The sequence below is a fragment of the Flavobacterium xanthum genome (assembly GCF_900142695.1).
GTDB lineage: Bacteria > Bacteroidota > Bacteroidia > Flavobacteriales > Flavobacteriaceae > Flavobacterium > Flavobacterium xanthum.
On the sequence record NZ_FRBU01000020.1, the window covers coordinates 15927 to 39025 of the forward strand.

General features: G+C 33.4%; 20 protein-coding genes. 17 read left to right on the plus strand and 3 right to left on the minus strand.

Annotated features, from left to right (window positions below; translation table 11 throughout):
* Nucleotides 1–131: 131 nt before the first annotated feature.
* Nucleotides 132–1862 carry a M14 family metallopeptidase gene (locus BUC11_RS09740; protein ID WP_073353681.1) on the plus strand — a complete coding sequence of 577 codons (1731 nt, stop codon included), beginning with the start codon at nucleotides 132–134 and terminating at the stop codon, nucleotides 1860–1862.
* 58 nt (nucleotides 1863–1920) lie between these two features.
* On the opposite strand, the gene BUC11_RS09745 is transcribed toward BUC11_RS09740, so the two are convergent.
* Nucleotides 1921–2520, minus strand: coding sequence for an NUDIX hydrolase (locus BUC11_RS09745; RefSeq protein ID WP_073353684.1), 600 nt, complete (start codon nucleotides 2518–2520; stop codon nucleotides 1921–1923).
* Between the two features lie 7 nt (nucleotides 2521–2527).
* Between BUC11_RS09745 and pyrE the strand changes: the two genes are divergently transcribed.
* The 5 genes from pyrE (at nucleotide 2528) to BUC11_RS09770 (ending at nucleotide 8753) form a co-directional block, all read left to right on the plus strand.
* Nucleotides 2528–3175, plus strand: a complete 648-nt coding sequence (pyrE, locus tag BUC11_RS09750; protein WP_066078342.1) for an orotate phosphoribosyltransferase — start codon at nucleotides 2528–2530, stop codon at nucleotides 3173–3175.
* A 26-nt stretch (nucleotides 3176–3201) separates the two neighbouring features.
* A complete protein-coding gene (locus BUC11_RS09755) occupies nucleotides 3202–3594 on the plus strand; it encodes an SRPBCC family protein (RefSeq protein WP_073353685.1) in 393 nt (130 codons plus the stop codon).
* Between the two features lie 236 nt (nucleotides 3595–3830).
* Nucleotides 3831–6248, plus strand: coding sequence for an ATP-binding cassette domain-containing protein (locus tag BUC11_RS09760; protein WP_073353687.1), 2418 nt, complete (start codon nucleotides 3831–3833; stop codon nucleotides 6246–6248).
* A 19-nt stretch (nucleotides 6249–6267) separates the two neighbouring features.
* A complete protein-coding gene (locus BUC11_RS09765; RefSeq protein ID WP_175547742.1) occupies nucleotides 6268–7431 on the plus strand; it encodes a beta-barrel domain-containing protein in 1164 nt (387 codons plus the stop codon).
* A gap of 5 nt (nucleotides 7432–7436) precedes the next feature.
* Nucleotides 7437–8753, plus strand: a complete 1317-nt coding sequence (locus tag BUC11_RS09770) for a TolC family protein (protein ID WP_073353690.1) — start codon at nucleotides 7437–7439, stop codon at nucleotides 8751–8753.
* Nucleotides 8754–8763: 10 nt separating this feature from the next.
* Here BUC11_RS09770 and BUC11_RS09775 read toward each other — a convergent pair whose 3' ends face one another.
* Nucleotides 8764–9492: a biotin--[acetyl-CoA-carboxylase] ligase gene (locus BUC11_RS09775; protein ID WP_073353691.1), complete on the minus strand. Its 729-nt coding sequence runs from the start codon at nucleotides 9490–9492 to the stop codon at nucleotides 8764–8766.
* 96 nt (nucleotides 9493–9588) lie between these two features.
* Here BUC11_RS09775 and rsfS point away from each other — a divergent pair, with 96 nt between their 5' ends.
* From rsfS to BUC11_RS09810, 7 genes are all read left to right on the plus strand, one after another.
* Nucleotides 9589–9960 (plus strand): ribosome silencing factor, encoded by a 372-nt coding sequence (gene rsfS, locus BUC11_RS09780; RefSeq protein ID WP_066078331.1) that lies wholly within the window; start codon nucleotides 9589–9591, stop codon nucleotides 9958–9960.
* A gap of 19 nt (nucleotides 9961–9979) precedes the next feature.
* Complete coding sequence (ftsH, locus tag BUC11_RS09785; protein WP_073353694.1) at nucleotides 9980–11905, plus strand: ATP-dependent zinc metalloprotease FtsH; 1926 nt, start codon at nucleotides 9980–9982, stop codon at nucleotides 11903–11905.
* A gap of 114 nt (nucleotides 11906–12019) precedes the next feature.
* Entirely contained in the window at nucleotides 12020–12622 is a 603-nt protein-coding gene (locus BUC11_RS09790; protein ID WP_073353697.1) for a lactate utilization protein B/C, read from the plus strand.
* 1 nt (nucleotide 12623) lies between these two features.
* On the plus strand, nucleotides 12624–13514 hold the full coding sequence (locus tag BUC11_RS09795) for a phosphatidate cytidylyltransferase (protein ID WP_073353699.1): 891 nt from the start codon (nucleotides 12624–12626) through the stop codon (nucleotides 13512–13514).
* Nucleotides 13504–14157 carry a phosphatidylserine decarboxylase family protein gene (locus BUC11_RS09800; RefSeq protein ID WP_073353702.1) on the plus strand — a complete coding sequence of 218 codons (654 nt, stop codon included), beginning with the start codon at nucleotides 13504–13506 and terminating at the stop codon, nucleotides 14155–14157. Before BUC11_RS09795 ends, BUC11_RS09800 begins: the two co-directional genes overlap by 11 nt.
* Nucleotides 14157–14426, plus strand: a complete 270-nt coding sequence (locus tag BUC11_RS09805; protein WP_073353703.1) for an acyl-CoA-binding protein — start codon at nucleotides 14157–14159, stop codon at nucleotides 14424–14426. Before BUC11_RS09800 ends, BUC11_RS09805 begins: the two co-directional genes overlap by 1 nt.
* Before the next feature lie 6 nt (nucleotides 14427–14432).
* Complete coding sequence (locus tag BUC11_RS09810; protein WP_073353706.1) at nucleotides 14433–15209, plus strand: superoxide dismutase; 777 nt, start codon at nucleotides 14433–14435, stop codon at nucleotides 15207–15209.
* A gap of 70 nt (nucleotides 15210–15279) precedes the next feature.
* On the opposite strand, the gene BUC11_RS09815 is transcribed toward BUC11_RS09810, so the two are convergent.
* A complete protein-coding gene (locus BUC11_RS09815; RefSeq protein ID WP_073353708.1) occupies nucleotides 15280–17145 on the minus strand; it encodes an alpha-amylase family protein in 1866 nt (621 codons plus the stop codon).
* 278 nt (nucleotides 17146–17423) lie between these two features.
* Here BUC11_RS09815 and BUC11_RS09820 point away from each other — a divergent pair, with 278 nt between their 5' ends.
* The 4 genes from BUC11_RS09820 to BUC11_RS09835 all read left to right on the plus strand — a co-directional run bounded on the left by BUC11_RS09820 (nucleotide 17424) and on the right by BUC11_RS09835 (nucleotide 22768).
* Complete coding sequence (locus BUC11_RS09820) at nucleotides 17424–19064, plus strand: OstA-like protein (RefSeq protein WP_073353709.1); 1641 nt, start codon at nucleotides 17424–17426, stop codon at nucleotides 19062–19064.
* 124 nt (nucleotides 19065–19188) lie between these two features.
* A complete protein-coding gene (locus BUC11_RS09825; RefSeq protein ID WP_073353711.1) occupies nucleotides 19189–20376 on the plus strand; it encodes an aspartate aminotransferase family protein in 1188 nt (395 codons plus the stop codon).
* A gap of 245 nt (nucleotides 20377–20621) precedes the next feature.
* Nucleotides 20622–22019 carry a tetratricopeptide repeat protein gene (locus BUC11_RS09830; protein WP_073353713.1) on the plus strand — a complete coding sequence of 466 codons (1398 nt, stop codon included), beginning with the start codon at nucleotides 20622–20624 and terminating at the stop codon, nucleotides 22017–22019.
* Nucleotides 22019–22768, plus strand: coding sequence for a shikimate dehydrogenase family protein (locus BUC11_RS09835; RefSeq protein ID WP_073353761.1), 750 nt, complete (start codon nucleotides 22019–22021; stop codon nucleotides 22766–22768). Before BUC11_RS09830 ends, BUC11_RS09835 begins: the two co-directional genes overlap by 1 nt.
* Nucleotides 22769–23099: the final 331 nt, after the last annotated feature.

The window sequence follows — 23099 nt, forward strand, 5'->3', positions numbered from 1 at the left end:
TATTATTTGTGCAAAGGTAATTTTAAATTTTAAATTATCATTTTTTTAAATTGAGCGCTTCCTTTTCCACCTATCATTTCTATAGCTTTAGAAAAAAAGCTACATTTGATATTCACTTTAAAAACCGAAAGATGAGATTTTTCACATTCCTTTTTTTATTACTCGCCATCAGTTCATTTGCACAAAAAACAAATAGATACGATACATTTTTCGAAAAAGGGAATGGAAATCAGTCTGCTAGTTATCAAGAGACGATTGCATATTACAAACTTTTGGCAGATGATTTTCCTACTATTGAAATGCAAAAAATGGGATTGACAGACAGTGGCGAACCTTTGCATATGGTAATTTTCAATCCTGAGAAGGAATTCAATTTTGGAAACATCCAAAAAAACAAAGCGGTAATTTTACTTAACAATGGCATTCACGCAGGCGAACCAGACGGAATTGACGCTTCAATGCAATTATTTAGAGATTTGGCCTTAGGTAAAATAAAAGCACCTAAAAATACGGTTATCGTCTGTATTCCGATATATAATATTGGAGGCGCTTTGAATAGAAACTCGACCTCAAGAGCCAATCAAGATGGACCGGAAATCTACGGATTTCGCGGGAATGCTAGAAACTATGATTTGAATCGGGATTTTATAAAGTCAGATACCCGAAACACGAAAAGTTTTGTTGAAATTTTCCATAAAATAAATGCTGATGTTTTTATTGACAATCACGTGAGCAATGGGGCAGATTATCAGTACAAACTTACCTACATTATGACCCAACATAACAAATTAGGAACCGTATTAGGTGATTTTTTAAATTCCGAAATGATACCAGCCTTAGTCAAAGATTTACAAAAAAAAGATATCGAAAGTACGCCTTATGTCAATGCCTTTCAGGATACACCGGACAAAGGTTTTGGTCAATTTTTTGAGAGTCCACGATTTGCTACTGGCTACACTTCATTGTTTAATACCATTGGGTTTGTGGTAGAAACGCACATGCTTAAAAAATATGCCGATCGCGTAAAAGTGACGTACGAATACATGCGTTCCACCATTGATTTTACGGATGCTAATTACAAAAAAATCAAACAGCTGCGTTTGAAAAATGAAGAGCAGTACCAACCAAAAAAATCATACACGATAAAATGGGAAATTGACAGTACCAAAACGGTTCCCTTTTCTTTTTTAGGCTATGAAGCCAGTTACAAAAAAAGTGATGTGACATCAGGAAATCGCTTGTTTTATGACAAAACAAAACCATTCAAAAAAGACATTCCGTACAGCAAAGAATTCAAATCCACAAAAGAAATAATAATTCCGGAAGCATATATTATTCCAAAAGGATTTTGGCCAGTTATTGAATTATTAAAGAACAATACAATCACCTATCGCCAATTAAAAAATGATACTATAATTGAAGTCGAAAGCTATAGAATTGCTGATTTCAAAACGACAAATGCTGCTTATGAAGGACATTATTTGCACCGAAACACATCGGTTACTTCTAAAACTGAGAAAGTGGCTTTCGCCAAAGGAGATTACGTTATTCCTACACAACAAAAGGGGATCAAATATTTATTGGAAACACTAGAACCGGAAGCAATTGATTCTTTTTTCAATTGGAATTTTTTCGATACAATGCTACAACAAAAAGAAGGATATTCTGATTATGTTTTTGAAGATTCTGCTACTCAGATTTTGAAAGAAAATCAAAAATTAAAAGCTGAATTTGATTTAAAAAAACAAAGTGATGTGAATTTCATCAACAATCCCGAAGCGCAACTGGACTGGATCTACAAACATTCTGCTTACTATGAAAAGGCACATTTACAATATCCCGTATATCGTATTTTGAAATAAAATTACTTTTTCAAAAAAAATGCCCCCAAATAGTGTTGACTTTCTGGGGGCATTTCATTTATATAATCTTCTCTTCTTCAAACAATAATTTTATGTTTTCATAGGAATTTTTGAGCGCTTCCTTGATTTGTTCTGGATTCATCCAAGCCACTTTATCAATTCCTTCGTCCAATTGCCCTTGAGGCGTCCCTTCAAAATTAGATTGCATTTCGAACCAATGTGTAATTTTTAGTTTGTACTTGCCGTTACGTCTAAAAACGTGATAGGTTTTTTGCAGTTTATGAGAGATGGTCAAGCCATTGACACCGGTTTCTTCCTCTACTTCACGCATCGCAGTATCTTCAATTTCTTCTCCTTTTTCGATACCACCTTTGGGCAAATCCCATCTCCCATTTCGAAAAATGAACAATACCTCCCCTTTTTTGTTATATACCAAGCCGCCTCCAGCTTTGCAAACAGGAATTTTAGCTTTTAAAGTCTTCATAATCAAGCTTTCATCAGGATGATACAAGTAGGCCTTATTAATTTTATTTTGAAAGATTTTTACTATAAGTTGCTCTATGTCAATACTTTCTAATAAAAATAATTGAAAATCTGTCTCCTTGGAGATGTGATTTGTCAAAAAAAGTGGTTTGTCGTTAACAAAAACTTTATACATTTGTACTATGATTTTTAATAAAGATACAGCCGAAAAAACAGCCGAATTTCTTTTGCAAATAAATGCAATTAAATTGAATCCAAGAAATCCTTTTACATGGGCTTCTGGATGGAAATCGCCTATTTATTGTGATAACCGATTAATCCTCTCATTTCCAGCCGTAAGAAATTATGTTCGGGACGAATTTTCTAAAAATATTGAGAAACAATTTGGTAAACCAGATGTTATTGCCGGTGTGGCCACTGGAGCAATAGGAATTGGGATGTTAGTAGCGGAGAGCATGGGATTGCCCTTTGTTTACGTTCGTCCCGAGCCAAAAAAACATGGAAGGTTAAATCAAGTGGAAGGTTTTTTGCAAAAAGGGCAAAATGTAGTCGTTGTGGAAGATTTGATTAGTACAGGGAACAGCAGTTTACTAGCTGTGGAAGCGCTACGCGCCGCTGGAGCTAATGTAAAGGGCATGGTTGCCATATTCACCTATGGCTTTGCTGTTGCGGAAGAAAATTTTAAAACGGCCCATCTGGATTTATTTACCTTAAGTAACTATCAAAATTTATTGAATTTGGCTGTTGCCAAAAGATATATTTCGGAGGAAGAAGAACTGACTTTAAGAGAATGGAACGGGAGTCCGTCCACTTGGACTATTGAAGTTTAACAATTAAAATTAATACTATAAAAACAATGAACTTAGAAAGTCCAAAAGTAACAGTTCAAAAATCAGCTCAAAAATTATTTGATTTGTTGAGTGATGTGAAAAATTTTGAAAAATTAATGCCCGAAAACATTGCCAAATTCGAAGTTATCGGTGACGATGCTTTCATATTTGGACTAAAAGGAATGCCAGAAATAAAATTAAAAATGAAGGAGAAAGTTGCTCCCACAAAAATAGTTTTGGGTGCAGCAAGCGATAAGCTTCCATTTACTTTGATTGCTAACATAACTGATATTTCAGAAAATTCAAGTGATGTAAAACTTGATTTTGAAGGCGATTTCAATCCCATGATGGCGATGATGATAAAAGGACCCATTGGGAAATTTATTGAAACATTAGCGAGCAATATGAATAAATTGTAAATTTAATTTTCAAATAATAACAATAAAATAATCTTATAAAAGTCTTTTGGTGTAAACTGAAAGGCTTTTTTTTATATAAAAAAAACACTAATTGTCATTTTATCGACTATTTAGGTTCGTTATGGAAAAAAAAATCCAACATTTATTTAATATTAGTAAATTACTGATTATTAATTAGTTATTAACAATTTTAAATCTAGTTGGCCCCATAACCAGAGCTAAAAATCCTCAAAATTATGCCAATTACTGACCCCCAACTAAAAAGCAACGATTGCGGAATTAGCGCAATTAAAACCATATTTAATATATACGAAAAAAATATTTCTCGAAAATACATCGAGCAGCATGTTCCATTGGAGGAAAAAGGTTCCCGAATATCAGATATAAAAAATTTCTTAAATTCTAATGGATTTACAGCACAATTGAAGTTGTTTGACATCAATCACATCATCGGGAATGAAGCGAATTTACAAGAATTATTCCCGTTTATTCTTCCCATTAACAGTAAAAATGGTTTGCATTATGTAGTGATTAATGAACTCAAAAATAGACAGCTAAAAATTTATGATCCCACTAAAGGGAGTCAATATTTTTTATCCTTACAAGAAATTAAAAGAAAATCACATTTTAATAAAAATCACTGGGATTTAACTGATACTGAAGAAAAAATAATAGCGATCTGCACTCAAGATTTAGCAGAATACCATCTTAATTTTCACAACGTATTGATTGAAAATGGTCACGCATTACTGTTTAACAAACTCACTTATTTTAAATATTTAAAGGAGAATTTTGGATTTAAAGATTCAGAGGCAGAACGAAACTTCCTTAAAGACTTGTTGAAAAATCAAGAAATTTCAGCTGTACCCAATAATTTTAAAATATTAGAATTTGAAAAAGGAAGAATCAAAAACAATTCTCCTTTGATTTTAGTGGTGAAAGAAGATGAGAACCAAAAAGAGGCTCAGGAATTCATTCCTGAGGAAAACACCAGCAGTTTATATTGGCAACTATTCAATCAATTGGGTGAATACAAAAAGCTTTGGTATATCTACATATTTGCAGCTATGTTTTCAGCTGCAACAGCACAATTTGCAGTTTTTACTAATCAAATTATGATTGATAATGTCCTGCCTACGTATAATTTAAATACCTTAGTTTTATTCGCAATCGGACTTGGCATCTATAAAGTCTTTGACATTTTTACTACTGTTTACAAAAATTTTGTAGGGATTCATTTAGGGAATGCTTTAGACCGGTATTTTTTATTTTCTTTCGATAAAAAAATCAACAATTCTTCACTGTCTTATATTCATTCCTACAAGAAAGGCGATTTGATGGAGCGGGTTAGTGATTCGTTAAAGCTAAAAAGCTTTTTCATGAAATTCTTTACTAGTATTTTAGTCGATGTCAGTGTATCGTTATACTCCCTGTGCATTTTGTTTTTTATAGACAAAACTTTAACATTGATTGTTTTAGGCGTCATGATATTATTTTTTCTTTGGTTCAAATTTATTACTCCTTATTTAAAACAAAATGAAAGGCTCCGCTACATGCGCAAAGCTGATTTTCTATCAAAAATGATGGAAAAAGTAGATGGCATACAAGTGATTAAAAGCTTTAAAATCGAACGGTTTCATACCAACAAAATCTTTTTAAGCATCAATGAATATCTTAAAATCCAGCTTAGAAACGGCTATATAGATTTATTAAACAAAATTGTTGTGGCGCTAATTGTCATTGTTTCAACTATTTTCATCATCTTATTTTTGACTAAATCAGCTATTGAAACCCAAATAATAACGCTAGGACAAATCGTAACTTTTATTACGCTCTCTTCAAAAATATTTTCTTCTTTGAAAGGGATTTTAGATGATAACATGACACTCCAAGAGAATGAAGTCATTTTAAAACGATATTTAGATTTTGATGAACAAACCAAAAAAATATCAAAAAAAGGAATTCGGGATTTCAGTATTGAAAAAATCGAACTACAGAATCTAAATTACGGCTACTTACCAGATGAATTTATACTAAAAGATATCAATTTAAAAATCAGAAAAGGCGAAAAAATAAAAATTGAAGGACAAAACGGTTCTGGAAAATCAACCTTCAGTAAAGTGCTAACCACCTTATACCATCCTACTTCTGGTTCGATTTTAATTAATGAAAGAGAAAAAAAATTCTATAATGATGATGCTATGCGAGATAAAATTTTGCTAGTGACCAATGAAGATACTTTATTCAATGATACCATTCAAAACAACATTATTTTAGGAAAGGACATTTCAGTCATCGCTATTTTAGATATGGCAAAAAAGATCAATTTTTATGATTATATCGCCTCAAAAGATGATGGACTGGATTTTATAATCAATGAAAACGGAAAAAATCTTTCTACTGGACAGCGTAAAAAAATCCTCCTACTTCGCGCTTTGTTTGCTGAGGCTGAGCTCATTATTTTAGATGAAGTATTATCAGGAATGGATCTAGAATCAAGGAATAAAGTAGAAACCATGATCGATGAAGACCAAGCCAGAACCTACATCATCATATCACATGAACCAATAACCAACATCAATTTTAATAAAAAATATAAAATAACTAATGGAGAACTCTTTATACTACAACACGAAGTCAATCCGGTTTATTAAAATTTTAAACAGGTTTTTAGTGGCATTCCTTATCATCACAGTAATTTTAATTTTTACCATTAAAATGAATGACACAGTGAGTTTTAAAGAAGGCCAAATCTTTTCTGACACACCACAACTAAAAATCAATGCCCCCAATGAAGCTAAAGTCATCAAAGTTTTGGTAAAAGAGGGAGAGGAAATTAAAAAAGGAGATACGCTCTTCCTACTTGAAAACAAAAAAACCAGATCCGATTTTGAAATCATAAATACGGATGTTACTGGTATGAAGCATAAAATAAATATTATAAAAAAATTGATTCATAATACTCAAAATCGTAAAAATTCTTTAAAACAATTATTAAATATCCAATCTAATATTTACCAAACAGATCGTAAAAAAGTCGAGCAAGAAATCACATCCTTGAATAGTAAAATCAATCTATCATCGCAACAAACGTCGATTCTAACCGATAAATTTCAAACTGATTCCGTATTATACGCTAAAGGTGCCATATCAAAATACGAATTGATTGAAACTAAAAACAAAAATCTCGATGATAAGAAAGGACAAGTAGATATTAAGTCAAGTTACGAAGTGAAAAATTATGATTTTGAAAATTTGTCCAATAATTATCAAAAAACAAATAATGATTTACTTCGCAATATAATTGATGTAGAAAACCAAATTCATAATTATCAGCAAGACATTATAGAACTAGAAACCCTTATCAAGGATGGAAAATCCAATCTGATTTACATTTCAGACGAGTTAGGAAAACTGCTAATAATTGCGCCCATAAACGGCACTATATCGACTCTTTTTAACGCACGACAAAATCTTGAAATCGTAAATAAAGGCGATATTCTTACCATTATTGCGCCTAAAAAAGAGGCCTTTTATGCCAAGGTAATTTTAGATGAGAAGGACCTTGCTTATATTAAAAAGGGACAAGAAATAAACTTAAAACTGGATGCGTACAACTACTACCGTTTTGGAGCTGTTAAAGGAAAAATCACCTACGTATCGGCTTCGGATGTAGAGAAAACCTTTTATTGTTTAGCAACTATTCAAAAATACAATCCAAATATTAATCTTAAAGCGGGCTACAAACTGAAAGGAGAAGTAATTATCGAAAAAATGAAACTGTATCAATACATCATGAAAAAACTATTTAATAAAATAGACTCTAATTTGAATTAACTGCCATGAAAACCAGACTTAGTGTTATTGTACTTTTTCTCTTCTCAAATGTAATTTTGGGACAAGATTATTTGTCCTTTACCAACTGTCTAGAGTTAGCATTACAAAATAATCTAGCACTAAAAAATGCGCATCTAAGCAGGGAAATAAGCAATTACAAATACAGATCTAGTTATGGGAAATTTTTACCCTTTGTAAATGGAACGGTTGAAAACAAAAAATCCTGGGGTAGAGAAATAGATCCAGACACTAATTTATTTGTCAATAAAAAAATTGAAAATTATTCAGGAGACCTTGAAGCTGAGTATAATTTATTTTCTGGCTTTTCGACTATAAACACCATTAAATCAGCAAAGCAAGACGTAAAAATAAACGATGCCAATATTCAAAAAATAGAAAATGAAATTACCATCAATTTGGCTCAGAAATACATTACGATTTTATACCTGCAGGAAATTATTATTTCGAATCAGGAACAAATTAAATCAAGTGAAGAACAATTGGAGTTAGCCGTTTTAAAGTACGAATCTGGTGTAATTAGTGAGAGCGAAGTGTTTAAAATTAAATCCCAAAAAGCAACGGAAGAATTGACTTTATTAACGAATCAAAATCATTTAACGGACAATTTAATCAGTATCAAACAATTAATGAATATTCCTTTAGAAAGTGATATCACTTTAGTTAAGCTTGATTTAGAAATGAATGTCGCTATTGAAATGAATGAAGATCAATACTATTTAACGAAAAGAGCAGTCGAAATACATCCTTCTTATTTGATGCAAATCATAAAGGTACAACAAATGCAAACTGAAATTTCAATTGCTAAAGCCTCCTTATACCCTTCCTTAAGTATGCGGTTTATGATTGGAACTAATTACAATATTAAAGAGCCTTTGGTTCCCTTCCAGGAGCAGTTTGATACTAATTTATCAAAAGGACTTCGATTAAATTTAACAATTCCTATTTTTAGCCAATTTGAGAATTTCGCCAAAATAAAAATAAGTAAACTCAATTATAATCAATCCATAGCCGAAACTCAAATAGAACAGAACCGACTTTCCAAAGAAATATTAAAAGCAATAACTGACACCAAAACAGCAATTAAAAAAAAGGAATCCGCTACCATTGCCTTTGAATTTTCGAGAAAAAGCTATGAAGCTGACTTATTAAAATTTGGACTAGGAAAAATCAATATCAATGAACTAAACGTTACTAAAATGAATTTTAACAATGCCCAAGCAGAGCTAATTACCTCTAAATATGAATTAATGTATAATTATGCCCTCATCAAATTTTATTTAGGGGAGAATTTTAGTCTATAAAAATAGAATTTTAGTACAACATTTGAATTTCTTTAATGTCAAATGCTACAACTGAATCATCTTCTAGCATAATTTGCAATTTACCAATATCTGAAACACCTTGAATAATTCCCATAAAATTGGTGCCATTTTGAGCTGAAAAAGCCATTGGAATTCCCTTTTTGTACAAATTATTGATGTAGCTGTCCCATAGAGTAGTGGGAAACTGTTTCCACAATTCGATCTTTTGTTCTATTCCAGTACCAATTAGCATGAGAAGCTCTTCTGGTTCGAATGTTGCTCCAGAAATAACCGCTAACGAGGAAGCTTTTGGTAAATTTTCAAAATTAGTTTGATTCACATTGAGTCCCAACCCTACTACAGAAATAATCGTTCCGTCACTTTTGATACTATTTTCTATCAAAATGCCACCTATTTTTTTGTTGTATGACATTATGTCGTTCGGCCATTTAATACTAAGATCAGGAATCTTCATCGTTTCTAATACTTCAATTACAGCAAGAGAAACGGCTACATTTAGATTGAATATCTGACAAATATCAGACAAAAAATCTTTGACCAAAATACTCATTATTAAGTTTTTACTCGCCTCAGAAGCCCAAACGGCGCCCATTTGACCCTTTCCTTTTGTTTGACTCTCTGCAGTCACAACCGTGAAGTTCTCCAGGTCCTGTTTACTAGATAAGCCTTTAAGGAATGCGTTTGTAGAATCTATGGCATCGAGTTTGATAACTTTCATTTTACGTTTTTTTGTGGAACAGAATTTAATATTGTGTTAAGGTTCAAAAATAATCACAAAAAATGGTAACTTTACAAACTTATATAAAAATAATTCATGGCGAAAAAGACTATAAATAATGACGTCCTATTGGCGAATATCATTAAGGGAATAGAAGAAGTAAAAGGTAATGATATTACAATACTAGATTTAAGAGAGATAGATACGGCAGTTTGCGACTATTTCATTATTTGCAACGGTAATTCAAATACACAAGTTAACGCCATCGTAAACTCCATCCAAAAAACAGTTTCAAAAGAATTGAAAGACAAGCCATGGCATGTTGAAGGAACGGATAATGCAGAATGGGTATTAATGGACTATGTAAATATTGTTGTACATGTATTTCAAAAACACATTAGAGAATATTACAACATCGAAAGTTTGTGGGGCGATGCTAAAATAACAACCATAGAAAATAAATACTAAAGACACATAATCCGTAGTAATGGCTAAAGAAAATAATCCCAATCCGAATAAGTTTAAAGTAAGCCCTTGGCTAATTTACGCTGCAATATTATTAATTTTCTTATTTATAAGTTTCATAACTGGTGGTTCGAGCTTAAACGAACCTGGGCAGTTAACCTCTTCAAAGTTTAACGACTTTTTAGAAAAAGGACAAATTGAAAAAGTTATTGTTTACAACAAAACAGAAGCGGAAGTATTTTTAAATGCTGCTGCAATGAAAGATGCAGTACACAAGAAAGTTTCTAAAGATGTTTTTGACAGACCTAACAAAGGACCACATTATACCTTTGACATTGGTAATGATCAAATATTCCAAAACAAACTAGAAAAAGCAGTTGCTGAAGGTAAATTGAAGGACTTTAATTTCTTACCAAAAAATAATTGGTCAGACATTTTAATTAGTCTTTTACCCATTATTATCATCATTGCTGTTTGGATATTTATCATGAGAAAAATGTCTGGTGGTGGCGCAGGTGGTGGCGGACAGATTTTCAACATTGGAAAATCAAAAGCAAAACTTTTTGACGAAAAAACAGATATCAAAACTACTTTTAAAGATGTAGCTGGTTTAGAAGGAGCGAAAGAAGAAATTCAAGAGATTGTTGAATTCTTAAAAAATCCTGAAAAATATACTAATTTAGGAGGTAAGATTCCAAAAGGAGCCTTATTAGTAGGACCTCCTGGAACTGGTAAAACCTTATTAGCTAAAGCCGTAGCTGGTGAAGCTCAAGTACCATTCTTCTCTTTATCAGGATCTGATTTTGTGGAAATGTTTGTTGGCGTAGGGGCCTCCCGTGTTCGTGATTTATTCAAACAAGCCAAGGAAAAATCTCCAGCAATTATATTCATTGACGAAATTGATGCGGTAGGACGAGCAAGAGGAAAAAGCAATATGTCAGGCGGAAATGATGAACGTGAGAATACTTTAAACCAGTTGTTAACTGAAATGGACGGTTTTGGAACAAACTCAAACGTAATTGTTTTAGCTGCGACCAACAGAGCTGATGTATTGGATAAAGCATTAATGCGTGCAGGTCGTTTTGACAGACAAATTTTTGTTGACTTGCCAGACATTCGCGAAAGAGCTGAAATATTCAAAGTACATCTTGCGCCTTTGAAAAAAGTGGAAGGACTCGACACTGAATTTTTAGCCAAGCAAACTCCAGGTTTTTCGGGTGCTGATATTGCCAACGTATGTAATGAAGCTGCTTTAATAGCGGCTAGACATAACAAAACTGCGGTAGATAAACAAGATTTTCTAGATGCGGTTGATAGAATCGTTGGTGGTCTTGAAAAGAAAAATAAAATTGTTACTCCTGATGAAAAGAAAGCGATTGCTATTCATGAAGCAGGACATGCAACGGTAAGCTGGATGCTTGAACATGCTGCTCCATTAATTAAAGTAACAATAGTTCCTAGAGGACAAAGTCTAGGCGCTGCTTGGTACTTGCCAGAAGAGCGTTTAATTGTTCGACCAGATCAAATGTTGGATGAAATGTGTGCTACCATGGGTGGAAGAGCTGCTGAGAAAGTAACTTTCAACAGGATTTCAACTGGTGCGTTAAGTGATTTAGAAAAAGTCACTAAACAAGCACGGGCTATGGTAACTATTTACGGTTTGAATGAAAAAATAGGTAATGTTACCTATTATGATTCAACAGGACAAAGCGAATACAATTTTTCCAAACCTTATTCTGAAGAAACAGCCAGAGTAATCGACGAAGAAATTTCAATACTGATTGAAAGTCAGTACCAAAGAGCAATTGAAATTCTAGAAGAGAATAAAGACAAACTAAATCAACTTGCGAATATTCTAATTGAGAAAGAAGTTATTTTCAAAGATGATTTAGAAGCTATTTTCGGAAAAAGAACTTTCGACAAAAATCTAGAAGAAGTCGTGTCCTAAAAACACATCATTATTCATTTATTTTTAAAATCTTAATTCAAAAACTACTTTTGAATTAAGATTTTTTTATCTTTGGACGTTTTCAAATAATAAATTATAGCAGTTTACAGAAATATGAGTCTTTTTAGAAAAATTTTTGGTTCTAGTAATCCTACTTCTGAGGAAGATAAAGAAAGTGAATTTAGTAACTCAAATACTGAAAACACGACCTCAATAGATGAACAATTTATCTTTAATTTTAAAAAAAATGGAGGGAAATTTTTATACTGTGAAAACACTGATGAAATTAAAGAGCAATTTGAAAATATATTAGAGGAAAATGACTGGTTCGAAAGTGACGTTTTATGTTATGATCCCGACCTATTCTCAATGTTGGATGACAATAAATTACAATATACTAAACCTGCTAATCCCAAATTCATTCTTGCCAGTTGTGAGAACTTAATAGCAGATGAAGGTTCCATACTATTTTCATCAAAACAAATCAAACAAAACAAACCAAACGAATTACCTGTAAACATAATCGTTTTAGCTAAAACAAGTCAAATTCTTGGAACTAAAAGCGATGGGTTAAGCGCCATTAAAAAGAAATACGAAAGAGATTACCCAACGAACATTACCACTATAAAATATTTCGAAAAAGCCAAAGAAGAAGACTTCACTCAATACGGAAGTTCTGCCAAAAACCTTTACTTACTGCTTTTAGAAGATCTTTAAGATGAATGAAACTCTAAAACGAGGTATATCAGGAGCTGTTTATATCATATTATTGCTCGTCTCTATTTTATATTCAACTGAAACCTTTTTTATTTTATTTGGAATTTTTCTAATAATTGCAATTTATGAATTTTGCAATCTCATTCAAATACCTAAAGTATTTCCAGTTATTTTTGGAGTCCTATTGTATACTACCGTAACGCTAGTAAGTCATTACAACAAGACCACAACTGAAACTATTAATCAACTATTCAATACCAATTTAGAAATTTCAATCAATATTCAACAATTAGACATTGTCTTATTGGTTATTGCATTAGTAGTTTCCATAAAATGCATTCTTTTCTTATTTTATGATAACATTCAAAAAATAAGTACTTCCTCTAAATATTTGTATTTATTAGGGTATATCATGCTACCCTTTGTGTTTATCACTAAAATTTCTTTTGGGATAAATGATTATAATCCTAAAATTATAATTGGTTTATTTATTCTAATTTGGACCAACGATACATTTGCTTATATTGTGGGAAAATCAATAGGACGAACTAAGTTATTCGAAAAAATATCACCTAAAAAAACCATTGAAGGATTTTTAGGCGGAATACTTTTTGCGGTTTTAGCAGGATATTTAATATCAAAATATTATATCAAAGCCAATCCTGAGTTTAGTGATAGATCCATCCTCATCTGGACTTCTATTGCAGTTATTGTCGGAATTGCTGGAACTATAGGAGACTTAATCGAATCCAAATTCAAACGTATCGCCGGTGTAAAAGATAGCGGAAGTATAATGCCCGGTCACGGAGGTATCCTAGATCGTTTAGATAGTGTTATATTTGTAGCACCAATAATTTTTTTATTTTATCAAATCTTAAACTATGTTTCATAAAGAAGGAACCCAATCTATTTTATTAGGTACAATTTTTACAGCTATTGTCCTTTTATTGTCTGATAATTTTATAGACATCATTTGGCTTAAAATGGCTATTCAAATAGCAGCACTTCTACTTTTGATTATCATCTTGCAGTTTTTTAGAAATCCTAAAAGAGTAGCTATTGAAAATGAAAATCAAATCCTTGCTCCTGTAGATGGCAAAGTAGTAGTTATTGAAGAAGTTTATGAAGGTGAGTATTTCAAAGACAAACGCTTGCAAATATCCATTTTTATGTCTCCAATAAACGTACATGTTACGCGTTATGGTTTAAGTGGACTTGTAAAATTTAGCAAATACCATCCCGGTAAATTTTTAGTTGCCTGGCACCCAAAGGCAAGTGAGGAAAACGAAAGAACAACAATTGTAATCGAAAATAAAACTTTCGGAGAAGTCCTTTATCGTCAAATTGCAGGTGCACTTGCTAGAAGAATTGTAAATTATGCCCAAGAAGGTATGCAGGTAATTCAGGGAACTGATGCTGGTTTTATAAAATTTGGATCAAGAGTAGATATCTTTTTGCCTTTAGGTACCCCCATTAATGTCAGTTTAAATGAAAAAGCAATAGGAGGAAAAACAGTTATTGCGACCAAAGCATAATGATTAAAAAAGATTTAGATACTCGATTTCAGGAAGCAGTTAAAATAGCTTCTGATATGACTCAAGCTTCCTTACCGCAAGATGTACAGTTGCGGCTGTATGCCTCTTACAAGCAAGCTACTCTGGGAATCTTAGATCTAAAACAAACTTCTTCCTATCATTTAAGAGATGCCTTCAAAACAAATGCGTGGATGCAAATAAGCCACCTGACTGCAGATGAAGCAAAACAGCAGTACATCGACATGATTGAATCGCTGTTAAAAAAATAGTTCACTATGAAAAACAAATTTCTTTTAATTCTCATTTCCTTTTTATTAATTATTTCTTTTTCCTGTAATAACAAAAAATTAATAGAAGTAGTTGAAGTACCGTTGCCCAATACTGCTGAACAAACGACTACTATTATTGGATCTCCTGATGACGTAAGAGCAAACGAAGGGTCATTTCAAATGGAAAAACTACCCTACACCTACGATGCTTTAGCTCCCAGTATATCGTCAACCACTTTAGAAATGCATTATTCTAAGCATTATTTAACCTATACTAATAATTTGAATCAAGCAGTGTTAGGAACTCCACTAGAGAACCTAACCATAGAAGAAGTATTAACTAAATTGGATCCTAATGAGGCGGCACTTCGCAACAATGCGGGTGGCTTTTACAATCATTCCTTGTATTGGAAATGCATGGCACCAAAAGCGGGTGGTCAACCTACAAACTCATTGGCAGAGGCAATTACTAGGGATTTTGGCTCGTTTGAAAACTTTACAACTTTATTCAAAGACGAAGCTACAAAACAATTTGGTTCTGGTTGGGCCTGGTTATTAGTTGATCGCGCAGGAAAACTTCAGGTGACCAGTACATCAAATCAGGACAATCCTTTGATGCGAAATGCACTTGTTCCTGGCACTCCAATATTAGCTTTAGATTTATGGGAGCATGCCTATTATTTAGACTACCAATACCGACGAAAAAATTATATCGATGGCTTTTTCAATGTGATTAATTGGAAAAAAGTACAAGAAAATTACGATGCTGTCCCAAAAAAATAACTTCTTCTTGTTCACAAAAAAAGGCTGATAAATATTTATCAGCCTTTTTTTTGATTGTCAAACGCTTTTTTTACAATTGATAAATAAAGGATTCTGATGGAGCAATTGTAATTTGTACTTTTCCTTCTCCATTCACTACCTGCAGCAGCGTAGAACTTTTATTGTATAATTGGTCTTTTATAGTATAATTTCCATCCTTTAGATTCCATTTTTCAATGATATCAGCAGGGATTTTTAATTCGAAATTGCTAGTGCTAAGCCACGAAAAATTAGTAACAACAATTAATTTTTGAGTAGCTGACCATCGAGTAAAAGCATAAATTCCTGAATCATATCCCGCAGTAGTTTGCCGATTTACCTCTTGAATTTCTTGATATTTCCCCATTAAAGCCGAACTATTCAAAGAGAAATTCAATATTCTTTTATAAAAATCACGTAATTCTTTTTCCTCTTTAGTCAAGAGACCGCCATCAAATGCACCTCCATTCATCCAACGTTGATGACTAGGAACTCCTATATAATCAAAGATTGATGTTCTGGAATGCGTTCCAAATCCTGCATTTTCATTTCCGGCCTCTCCTACTTCTTGTCCAAAATAAACCATCGTGGGAGAACTACTTATTGTCGTTGAAACGACCATCAAAGGCTTTCCTTTTTGTGGTGTTCCTGCAAATTCTGGACTAGCCAAACGTTGTTCATCATGGTTGTCCAGAAAATGCAGCATGTGATGCTCTATATCGGCCAATCCGTTTTGAATAGCTGATAAACCATCAGGCAGTGCTCTTCCCTGTATGATATCTTTCAATTTATCGTAGGTTTCCACTTTATCATACAAATAATCCATTTTACCCAATTGAATGTAATTGCGATATTCTTTAGGATTGTAGACTTCCGCCAACAAAAAGGCGTCTGGATTTTTTACTTTGATAGCTGAATCCATGTAGCTCCAAAATTCGTACGGCACCATCTCGGCCATGTCGAATCTAAAACCATCAACTCCTTTTGCAGTCCAATACAAAGCAATATCTTTAAATTTATCCCAAGAATCTGGAACATCTTTTCCCTTCCAAAAAGCATCATGTTCCTGATAGGATTTCGTATCAAAACCACTAGGAAGCTCGGGAAAATCTTTGGACCCATCCGGACGAATCCCATAATTTATTTTGACGGTTTCGTACCAGTCATTTTTATCCGGTTTAGCCATACGAGAACCATTTCCGGTCCATTTAGCTGGATTTTCTTCAAACTTCCCATCAATTAAGGGATTACTTTCTCCATTTAATGGTTTTGCCATGTCCGGTATTTCAAAAGTAGTATTCGGAATATAATAGAAGTTATTATTTCTTTTGTAATCTACCGTTACATCGTCCTCCGCACCAAAATCTTTAACGCCCAAAGGATTAGTCTTACCCTCGTATTGGCGCGCTATATGATTAGGAACAATATCTATAATCACTTTTAATCCGGCTTTATGGGTTCGGGCAATTAAGGACTCAAACTCCTCTAAACGATTCGACGGATTTACTGCTAAATCTGGGTTTACATTGTAATAATCCTTCACAGCATAAGGAGACCCTGCTCTACCTTTTACTACTTCTGGATCATCATTTGAAATTCCTATTGCAGTGTAATCGCGAATTAAAGCATGATGTGGAACCCCAGTGTACCAAACATAAGTAACGCCCAAGTCCTTAATTTCATGTAGCGCTTTGTCCGTAAAATCGTTGAATTTACCTACTCCGTTTTCTTCAATAGTTCCCCATGGTTTATTAGTGGTATTTTTATTCCCAAATAATCGAGTAAAGACCTGATAAACCACTTCTTTTTTAGTAGAGACGTCCTCTTTCTTTTCTACATTCATTTTTAAATCTTTCGTTTTACAAGCCGATGCTAAAAGTACCGCACTTATCCCTGCAACAATAGTTATTTTTTTCATTGTATAAAAATATTTATGCTGATTTCAATTCCTTTATCGTAAACTAAATATCAATTTTTAAATTTACTATTTTTTAAATAATCTCCGTCGATACGCATTAAAATTTAAGATTTGTATTTAATTGAGACGGAAACTACAACGAAGGAGTTCCATAATTTGTTAATAACTTTCAAAAGATGAAACATTCGCTATTATGGCCCTTTGGACTAATTATAAATAAATCCTAATATGGATTAGGATTGTTTCCTTTTTCATAAATTTGACAAAAATTAAATCCATTGAAGAAATCGCTGTTTTTCCTTCGTTATTGTCTCCTATTGCTAATTACTAATTTAGTTTTGGCGCAAGCACCGAAAAAAATTATTGTAGAAAACTCTGATTTTGCTGATGTAAATCAAGTAGAAATTCCTGATGCATTATTGCTTATAGGGAACGTTCGTGTGAATCATGATGGCGTTGTAATGACATGCAACAAAGCGTATTATTTCCAGAAGGAAAATTACATCAAGGCTTTTGGAAATGTACAAATGGTGCAAGGCGATACCTTATTTTTGAACAGCAAATATGCAGAATACAACGGAAATGTAAAAAAAGCCTATGCTTCTGGAGATGCAGTGATGAGTTCGCCAGACGCAACTTTGGTAACCGAAATAATCAATTTTGACCGAAATATTCAAGAAGTATTTTATGATACTCCTGGAACAATTACAAACAAAGACAATACCCTTAAAAGTAATTCTGGAAGATATTATGTGAAACAAAAAAAATTCCAATTCCTTACGGCCGTTACCATCACAAATCCAACGTATGTCATAAAATCAAATCACTTGGATTATTTCAGTAATTCTGGGCATTCATATCTTTTTGGACCTTCCACGATAACCAGTAAAGCCAATTTTATTTACACCGAAAAAGGGTTTTATGACACCAAAAAAAATCTGGCCCATTTCCTGAATAAATCCTACATCAAATACGATGATCGAGTGATTAAAGGCGACAGTTTGTATTATGACCGAAATCGGGAATTTGCATCAGCCACGCGTAATGTCAAGATAACAGATTCTATCAATCGAGGCATTGTAAAAGGACATTATGCCGAAGTATATAAAAAACTGGATTCCATGTACGTCACAAAAAGAGCCGTAGCGGTGAATTTTGTCGAAAATGACTCCGTTTACATCCATGGGAAGAAATTAATGGTAACCGGTAAAGAAGGAAATCGAATCATTAGAGCATTCAATAATGTTCGATTTTATAAAACGGATATGAGCGGCAAATGTGATTCAATACATTCCAGTTCAAAAACTGCTTTGACAAAAATGATTGGAAATCCAATACTTTGGAATGGAGAAAGTCAAATAACAGGTGACATCATGCACCTTATAGGCAATAACACCACCCAAAAGCTAGATTCACTAAAAGTCCTTGAAAATACCTTTATAGTCTCCAAAGACACCATAGGAACAGGATATAATCAAGTTAAGGGACAAAATCTCTATGGTAAATTTGAGGAAGGAAAACTACGAGACGTGGACATTGTCAAAAATGCTGAAGTCATCTATTATATGCGAAATGAAGCGCAAGAACTCATAGGCATCAATAAAAATGTAAGTAGCAAAATTAATCTCCTTTTAGAAAAAAATGAGATAGAAACCATTACTTTCTTTCAGCAAGTAGATGGAGATATTTACCCCGAAAAAGATTTACCTGAAAATGCAAGAAAGCTAAGAGGGCTAGTCTGGCGCGGAGACGAGCGAATAAAATCGAAAGACGACCTCTTTCCACCCGAAGAAAATGAAGATAATGAAAAAATAGCAAAAGCAACTAAATCAGCCGAAGCTAAAGAGGATATTCCTATGAAAATTAGGAAGGAAACTCTGAATTATGATAAGAAGAAAGTGAAAAAAAGTGAAAAGTGAAAAGTGAAAAGTGAAAAGTGAAAAGTATTGCTTTTCAATTTAAGACACATAAACAAATAAGCATCTTTAAAAACTACGCGAACTTTACAAATTTTTCAAAGTTGGCGGTTAAATTTATAAAAAATTGAATAGTGATTTTCTAAAATATCAAGCACAAACAACTCCTTATCCATTGGGTATGGAAATCTCGCATGCTATAGGTTCTTACATCTTCGATACCACTAATAAAAAATATTTAGATTTTGTTGCTGGAGTTTCTGCTTGTGCACTGGGACATCAACATACAAGAGTCAATAATGCCATAAAGCAGCAACTAGACAAATATTCGCACGTGATGGTTTATGGCGAATATTCACAAAGTCCAGCAGTTGAATATTGCAAATTATTAGCATCACTGCTACCCGCTCCTTTAGACAAAACCTATTTGGTAAATTCTGGCACAGAAGCGATCGAAGGCGCTTTAAAACTCGCCAGACGAACTACAGGAAGAAGCCAACTAATTTCATGTCACAACGCTTATCATGGAAATACCATGGGATCGATGAGCGTGATGGGTTTTGAAGAGCGCAAGCAAGTTTTCCGCCCCTTAGTGCCAGATGTCGATTTTATCACTTTTAATAACGAAGATGATTTACAAAAAATCACTACCAAAACTGCAGGAATCATATTAGAAACCATTCAAGGTGGTGCAGGATTTATTCAACCCCATGATGATTTTCTTAAAAAAGTACGTCAACGCTGTGACGAAGTAGGCGCGATAATGATTCTGGATGAAATTCAACCTGGTTTTGGAAGAACTGGAAAGCTTTTTGGATTCCAAAATTACGATGTCGTTCCTGATATTGTAGTAATGGGAAAAGGAATGGGTGGCGGCATGCCCGTAGGTGCTTTTACCGCTTCGGCTAAAATGATGGATCTCCTTAGTGATAATCCAAAACTAGGACACATCACCACCTTTGGGGGTCATCCTGTCATTGCGTCAGCCTGTTTAGCTACTTTGCAAGAAATCACTGAGACCAATCTAATGCCTGAAGCCTTAGAGAAAGAAAATCTATTCCGATCACTTTTGGTACATCCTTTGATAGAGGAGATTAGAGGAAAAGGATTAATGCTTGCCGCAATGACTAAAAGTGCCGACATAACAAATGAAGTGATTCTGCAATGTCAAGACAAAGGGCTCATTTTATTCTGGTTGCTATTTGAAGGATGCGCCATCCGAATCACGCCACCGCTGACCATTTCTAATGAAGAAATTCGAGAAGGTTGTGCAATCATGCTAGAAGTAATGGATTCGATTTTGAATAAAAATTAGTTTCTTTAGGAGAATCCTGCCAACATACGTGCGGACTCTTATCCCATCCTAAAGCAAAATTGCCATTTTTCACCTTCGTTTAGAGAAGGACAGTAAAAAAGATTTCCACCTGTATCAAGCATGGAAATTAGTACAAAAACAGCCTGGATTTTGTTAATTAAATTGTTTAAAACAATTCCTGCTGCTCCTCACATTAACAGTAAGGATGCCTACATTTAATAAGGCCAAATTCTAAAAAAACAAAGATGCAATTAAGCAACGAAGAAGAAGACTATAACTTATCCCTGTCTAAATTTGAGTCGATGTTGAAAACCAACAAAGTGCTCTTTTTTGACTCTGAAGAATTTGAAGAAATTATTCTTCATTATCTCGATATGGGTAAGGCCGCATTGGCAAAAAAAGCGCTAAAACTAGCATTAGAACAACACCCAAAATCAACTGGACTAAAATTAGTTCAAGTGGAGATGTTAGTCTTTGATGACAAACTAGAATTAGCCGAAAAATTATTGAATGAATTGTATGCTATTGAGCCAACGAACGAAGAAATTTACATTCAAAAAGCCAATATCTATTCAAAAAGAGACCAACACGAAAAAGCAGTTGAATTATTAAGAATCGCTTTAAAATATACGGATGATAATGCTGATGTCTATAACTTAATAGGCATGGAATATCTCTTTATGGACAACCTTGAAATGGCAAAAGAAAGCTTCATCAAGTGTTTAGAAGAAGATCTAGAAGACCAATCAGCACTGTATAACGTTGTGTATTGTTTTGAATTCTTAGATCAAAATCAAGAGGCTATCAGCTATCTAATAAAATACATCGACAAAAATCCGTATAGCGAAATCGCTTGGCACCAGCTGGGTAGGTTGCATTATGGAGTAAAAGAATATGAGAATGCCATTCGTGCCTTTGATTACGCTACGTTAATTGACGATGAATTCCTAGGTGCATTCATGGAAAAAGCAAAAGCTTTTGAACGATTAAAAAAATATGAAGAAGCTATTGAAAGCTATAGTAGAACAATTGAATTGGATGATGCAACTTCGTATGCGCTACTGCGAATGGGAAAATGCTATGAAAAGCTAGGTAATTCCGTTTTAGCCTTAAAATACTTTAATGAAACAGTACATGAAGATCCACTTTTAGACAAGGGTTGGATTGCCATAACTGATTTTTATGTTCGCCAAAAAAACTTTCAAAAAGCACTATTTTATGTCAATAAAGCATTAGCAATTGACAATCAAAATAGGTTGTATTGGAAACGTTTTGCTTCCATAAACAAACAAATGAATTTCTTTGAAGAAGCGGAGTTTGGCTATAGAAAAGCAGTAGAATTTGGGGATCATTCCTTAGAAACTTGGTTGTTCTGGGTAGACATATTACAATTTTTAGGAGAATTCGAAAGTGCTATTCAGACTTTATTGCAAGCAACCGAATATTTTCCAGAAGAGAATGAAGTAGAATACCGTTTAGCAGGGTTGTACTTTATGCTAACGGATACTACAAAAGCAAAATTCCATTTAAGCAATGCCTTGCGACTGAATTTTGAGAATTATATTCTTTTGGAAGATTTATTTCCAGTAGTTTGGGCAAAAAAAATGGTGCAAAATTATATTGCAAAACACAAAAAATTATAATGGATGATATCGTTAGAAAGCGCTTTGGATTAGTAGGTCGCAATATAAGTTATTCCTTTTCGAAAGGATATTTTACAGATAAATTTAATAACGAAAACTTTGCAGGTTGCACGTATGAGAATTTTGATATTCCAGAAATAAATGCCTTTCCCGAAGTTGTTAAAAACACGCCCGACCTCAAGGGAATGAGTATCACTATTCCATATAAGGAAGCAGTAATTCCATTTTTGCATAAACTTTCGAAAAAAGCGCTATTAATTGGCGCTGTTAATACGATTAGAATTACCAAAAAAGGAAAGTTAAAAGGGTACAATACGGATTATTACGGTTTTAAAAAATCATTACAACCGTTATTGGAACCACATCATAAAAAAGCACTGATTTTGGGTACCGGAGGCGCCTCTAAAGGAGTTGCTTTTGCTTTAGATGAACTAAACATTCCCTACACATTTGTTTCGAGAGAAGCCAGTGAAACGGCAATTGATTACAGCCGCATCAACGCAACAACATTTGATAATTACCAAATCATAATAAATGCTACGCCAGTGGGAACGAGTCCAAATGTAGCTGCCTTCCCTTTACTTCCGTATGAATTTTTCACAGCGAAGCACATTGCTTATGATTTGATATACAATCCTGCCGAAACGCAATTTCTACAAAAAGCAGCAGCACAAGGAGCCAAAACTAAAAACGGCTTAGACATGCTGATTTTTCAAGCCGAAAAAGCATGGAAGATTTGGAATAAGTAGAAAATAATCTCGTAATACAATTTCTATATTAGATTTAAAAATAGAAAAGCCCTCAAAGTGGAAATCCATTTTGAGGGCTTTTTTCATAAAAAAAAGACACTTTCTAAGCAGTTTTGATTATTGTAGATCAGTGTTTGTATCTTTTTTGTGGTATAAATGGAACATTTAAAAAATTCTATAAAAAAAAGCGACCCTTGAGAGGCCGCTTTGAATGTTTTCACAACGGAATAATCCTTATTGTGTATTGCTTCAAAATTGTAATGCAATGATACAACAAAAATTTTAATTTTGGTTTATGGTTTTCCGTAAAGCCACTAATTTTCTTTTGATT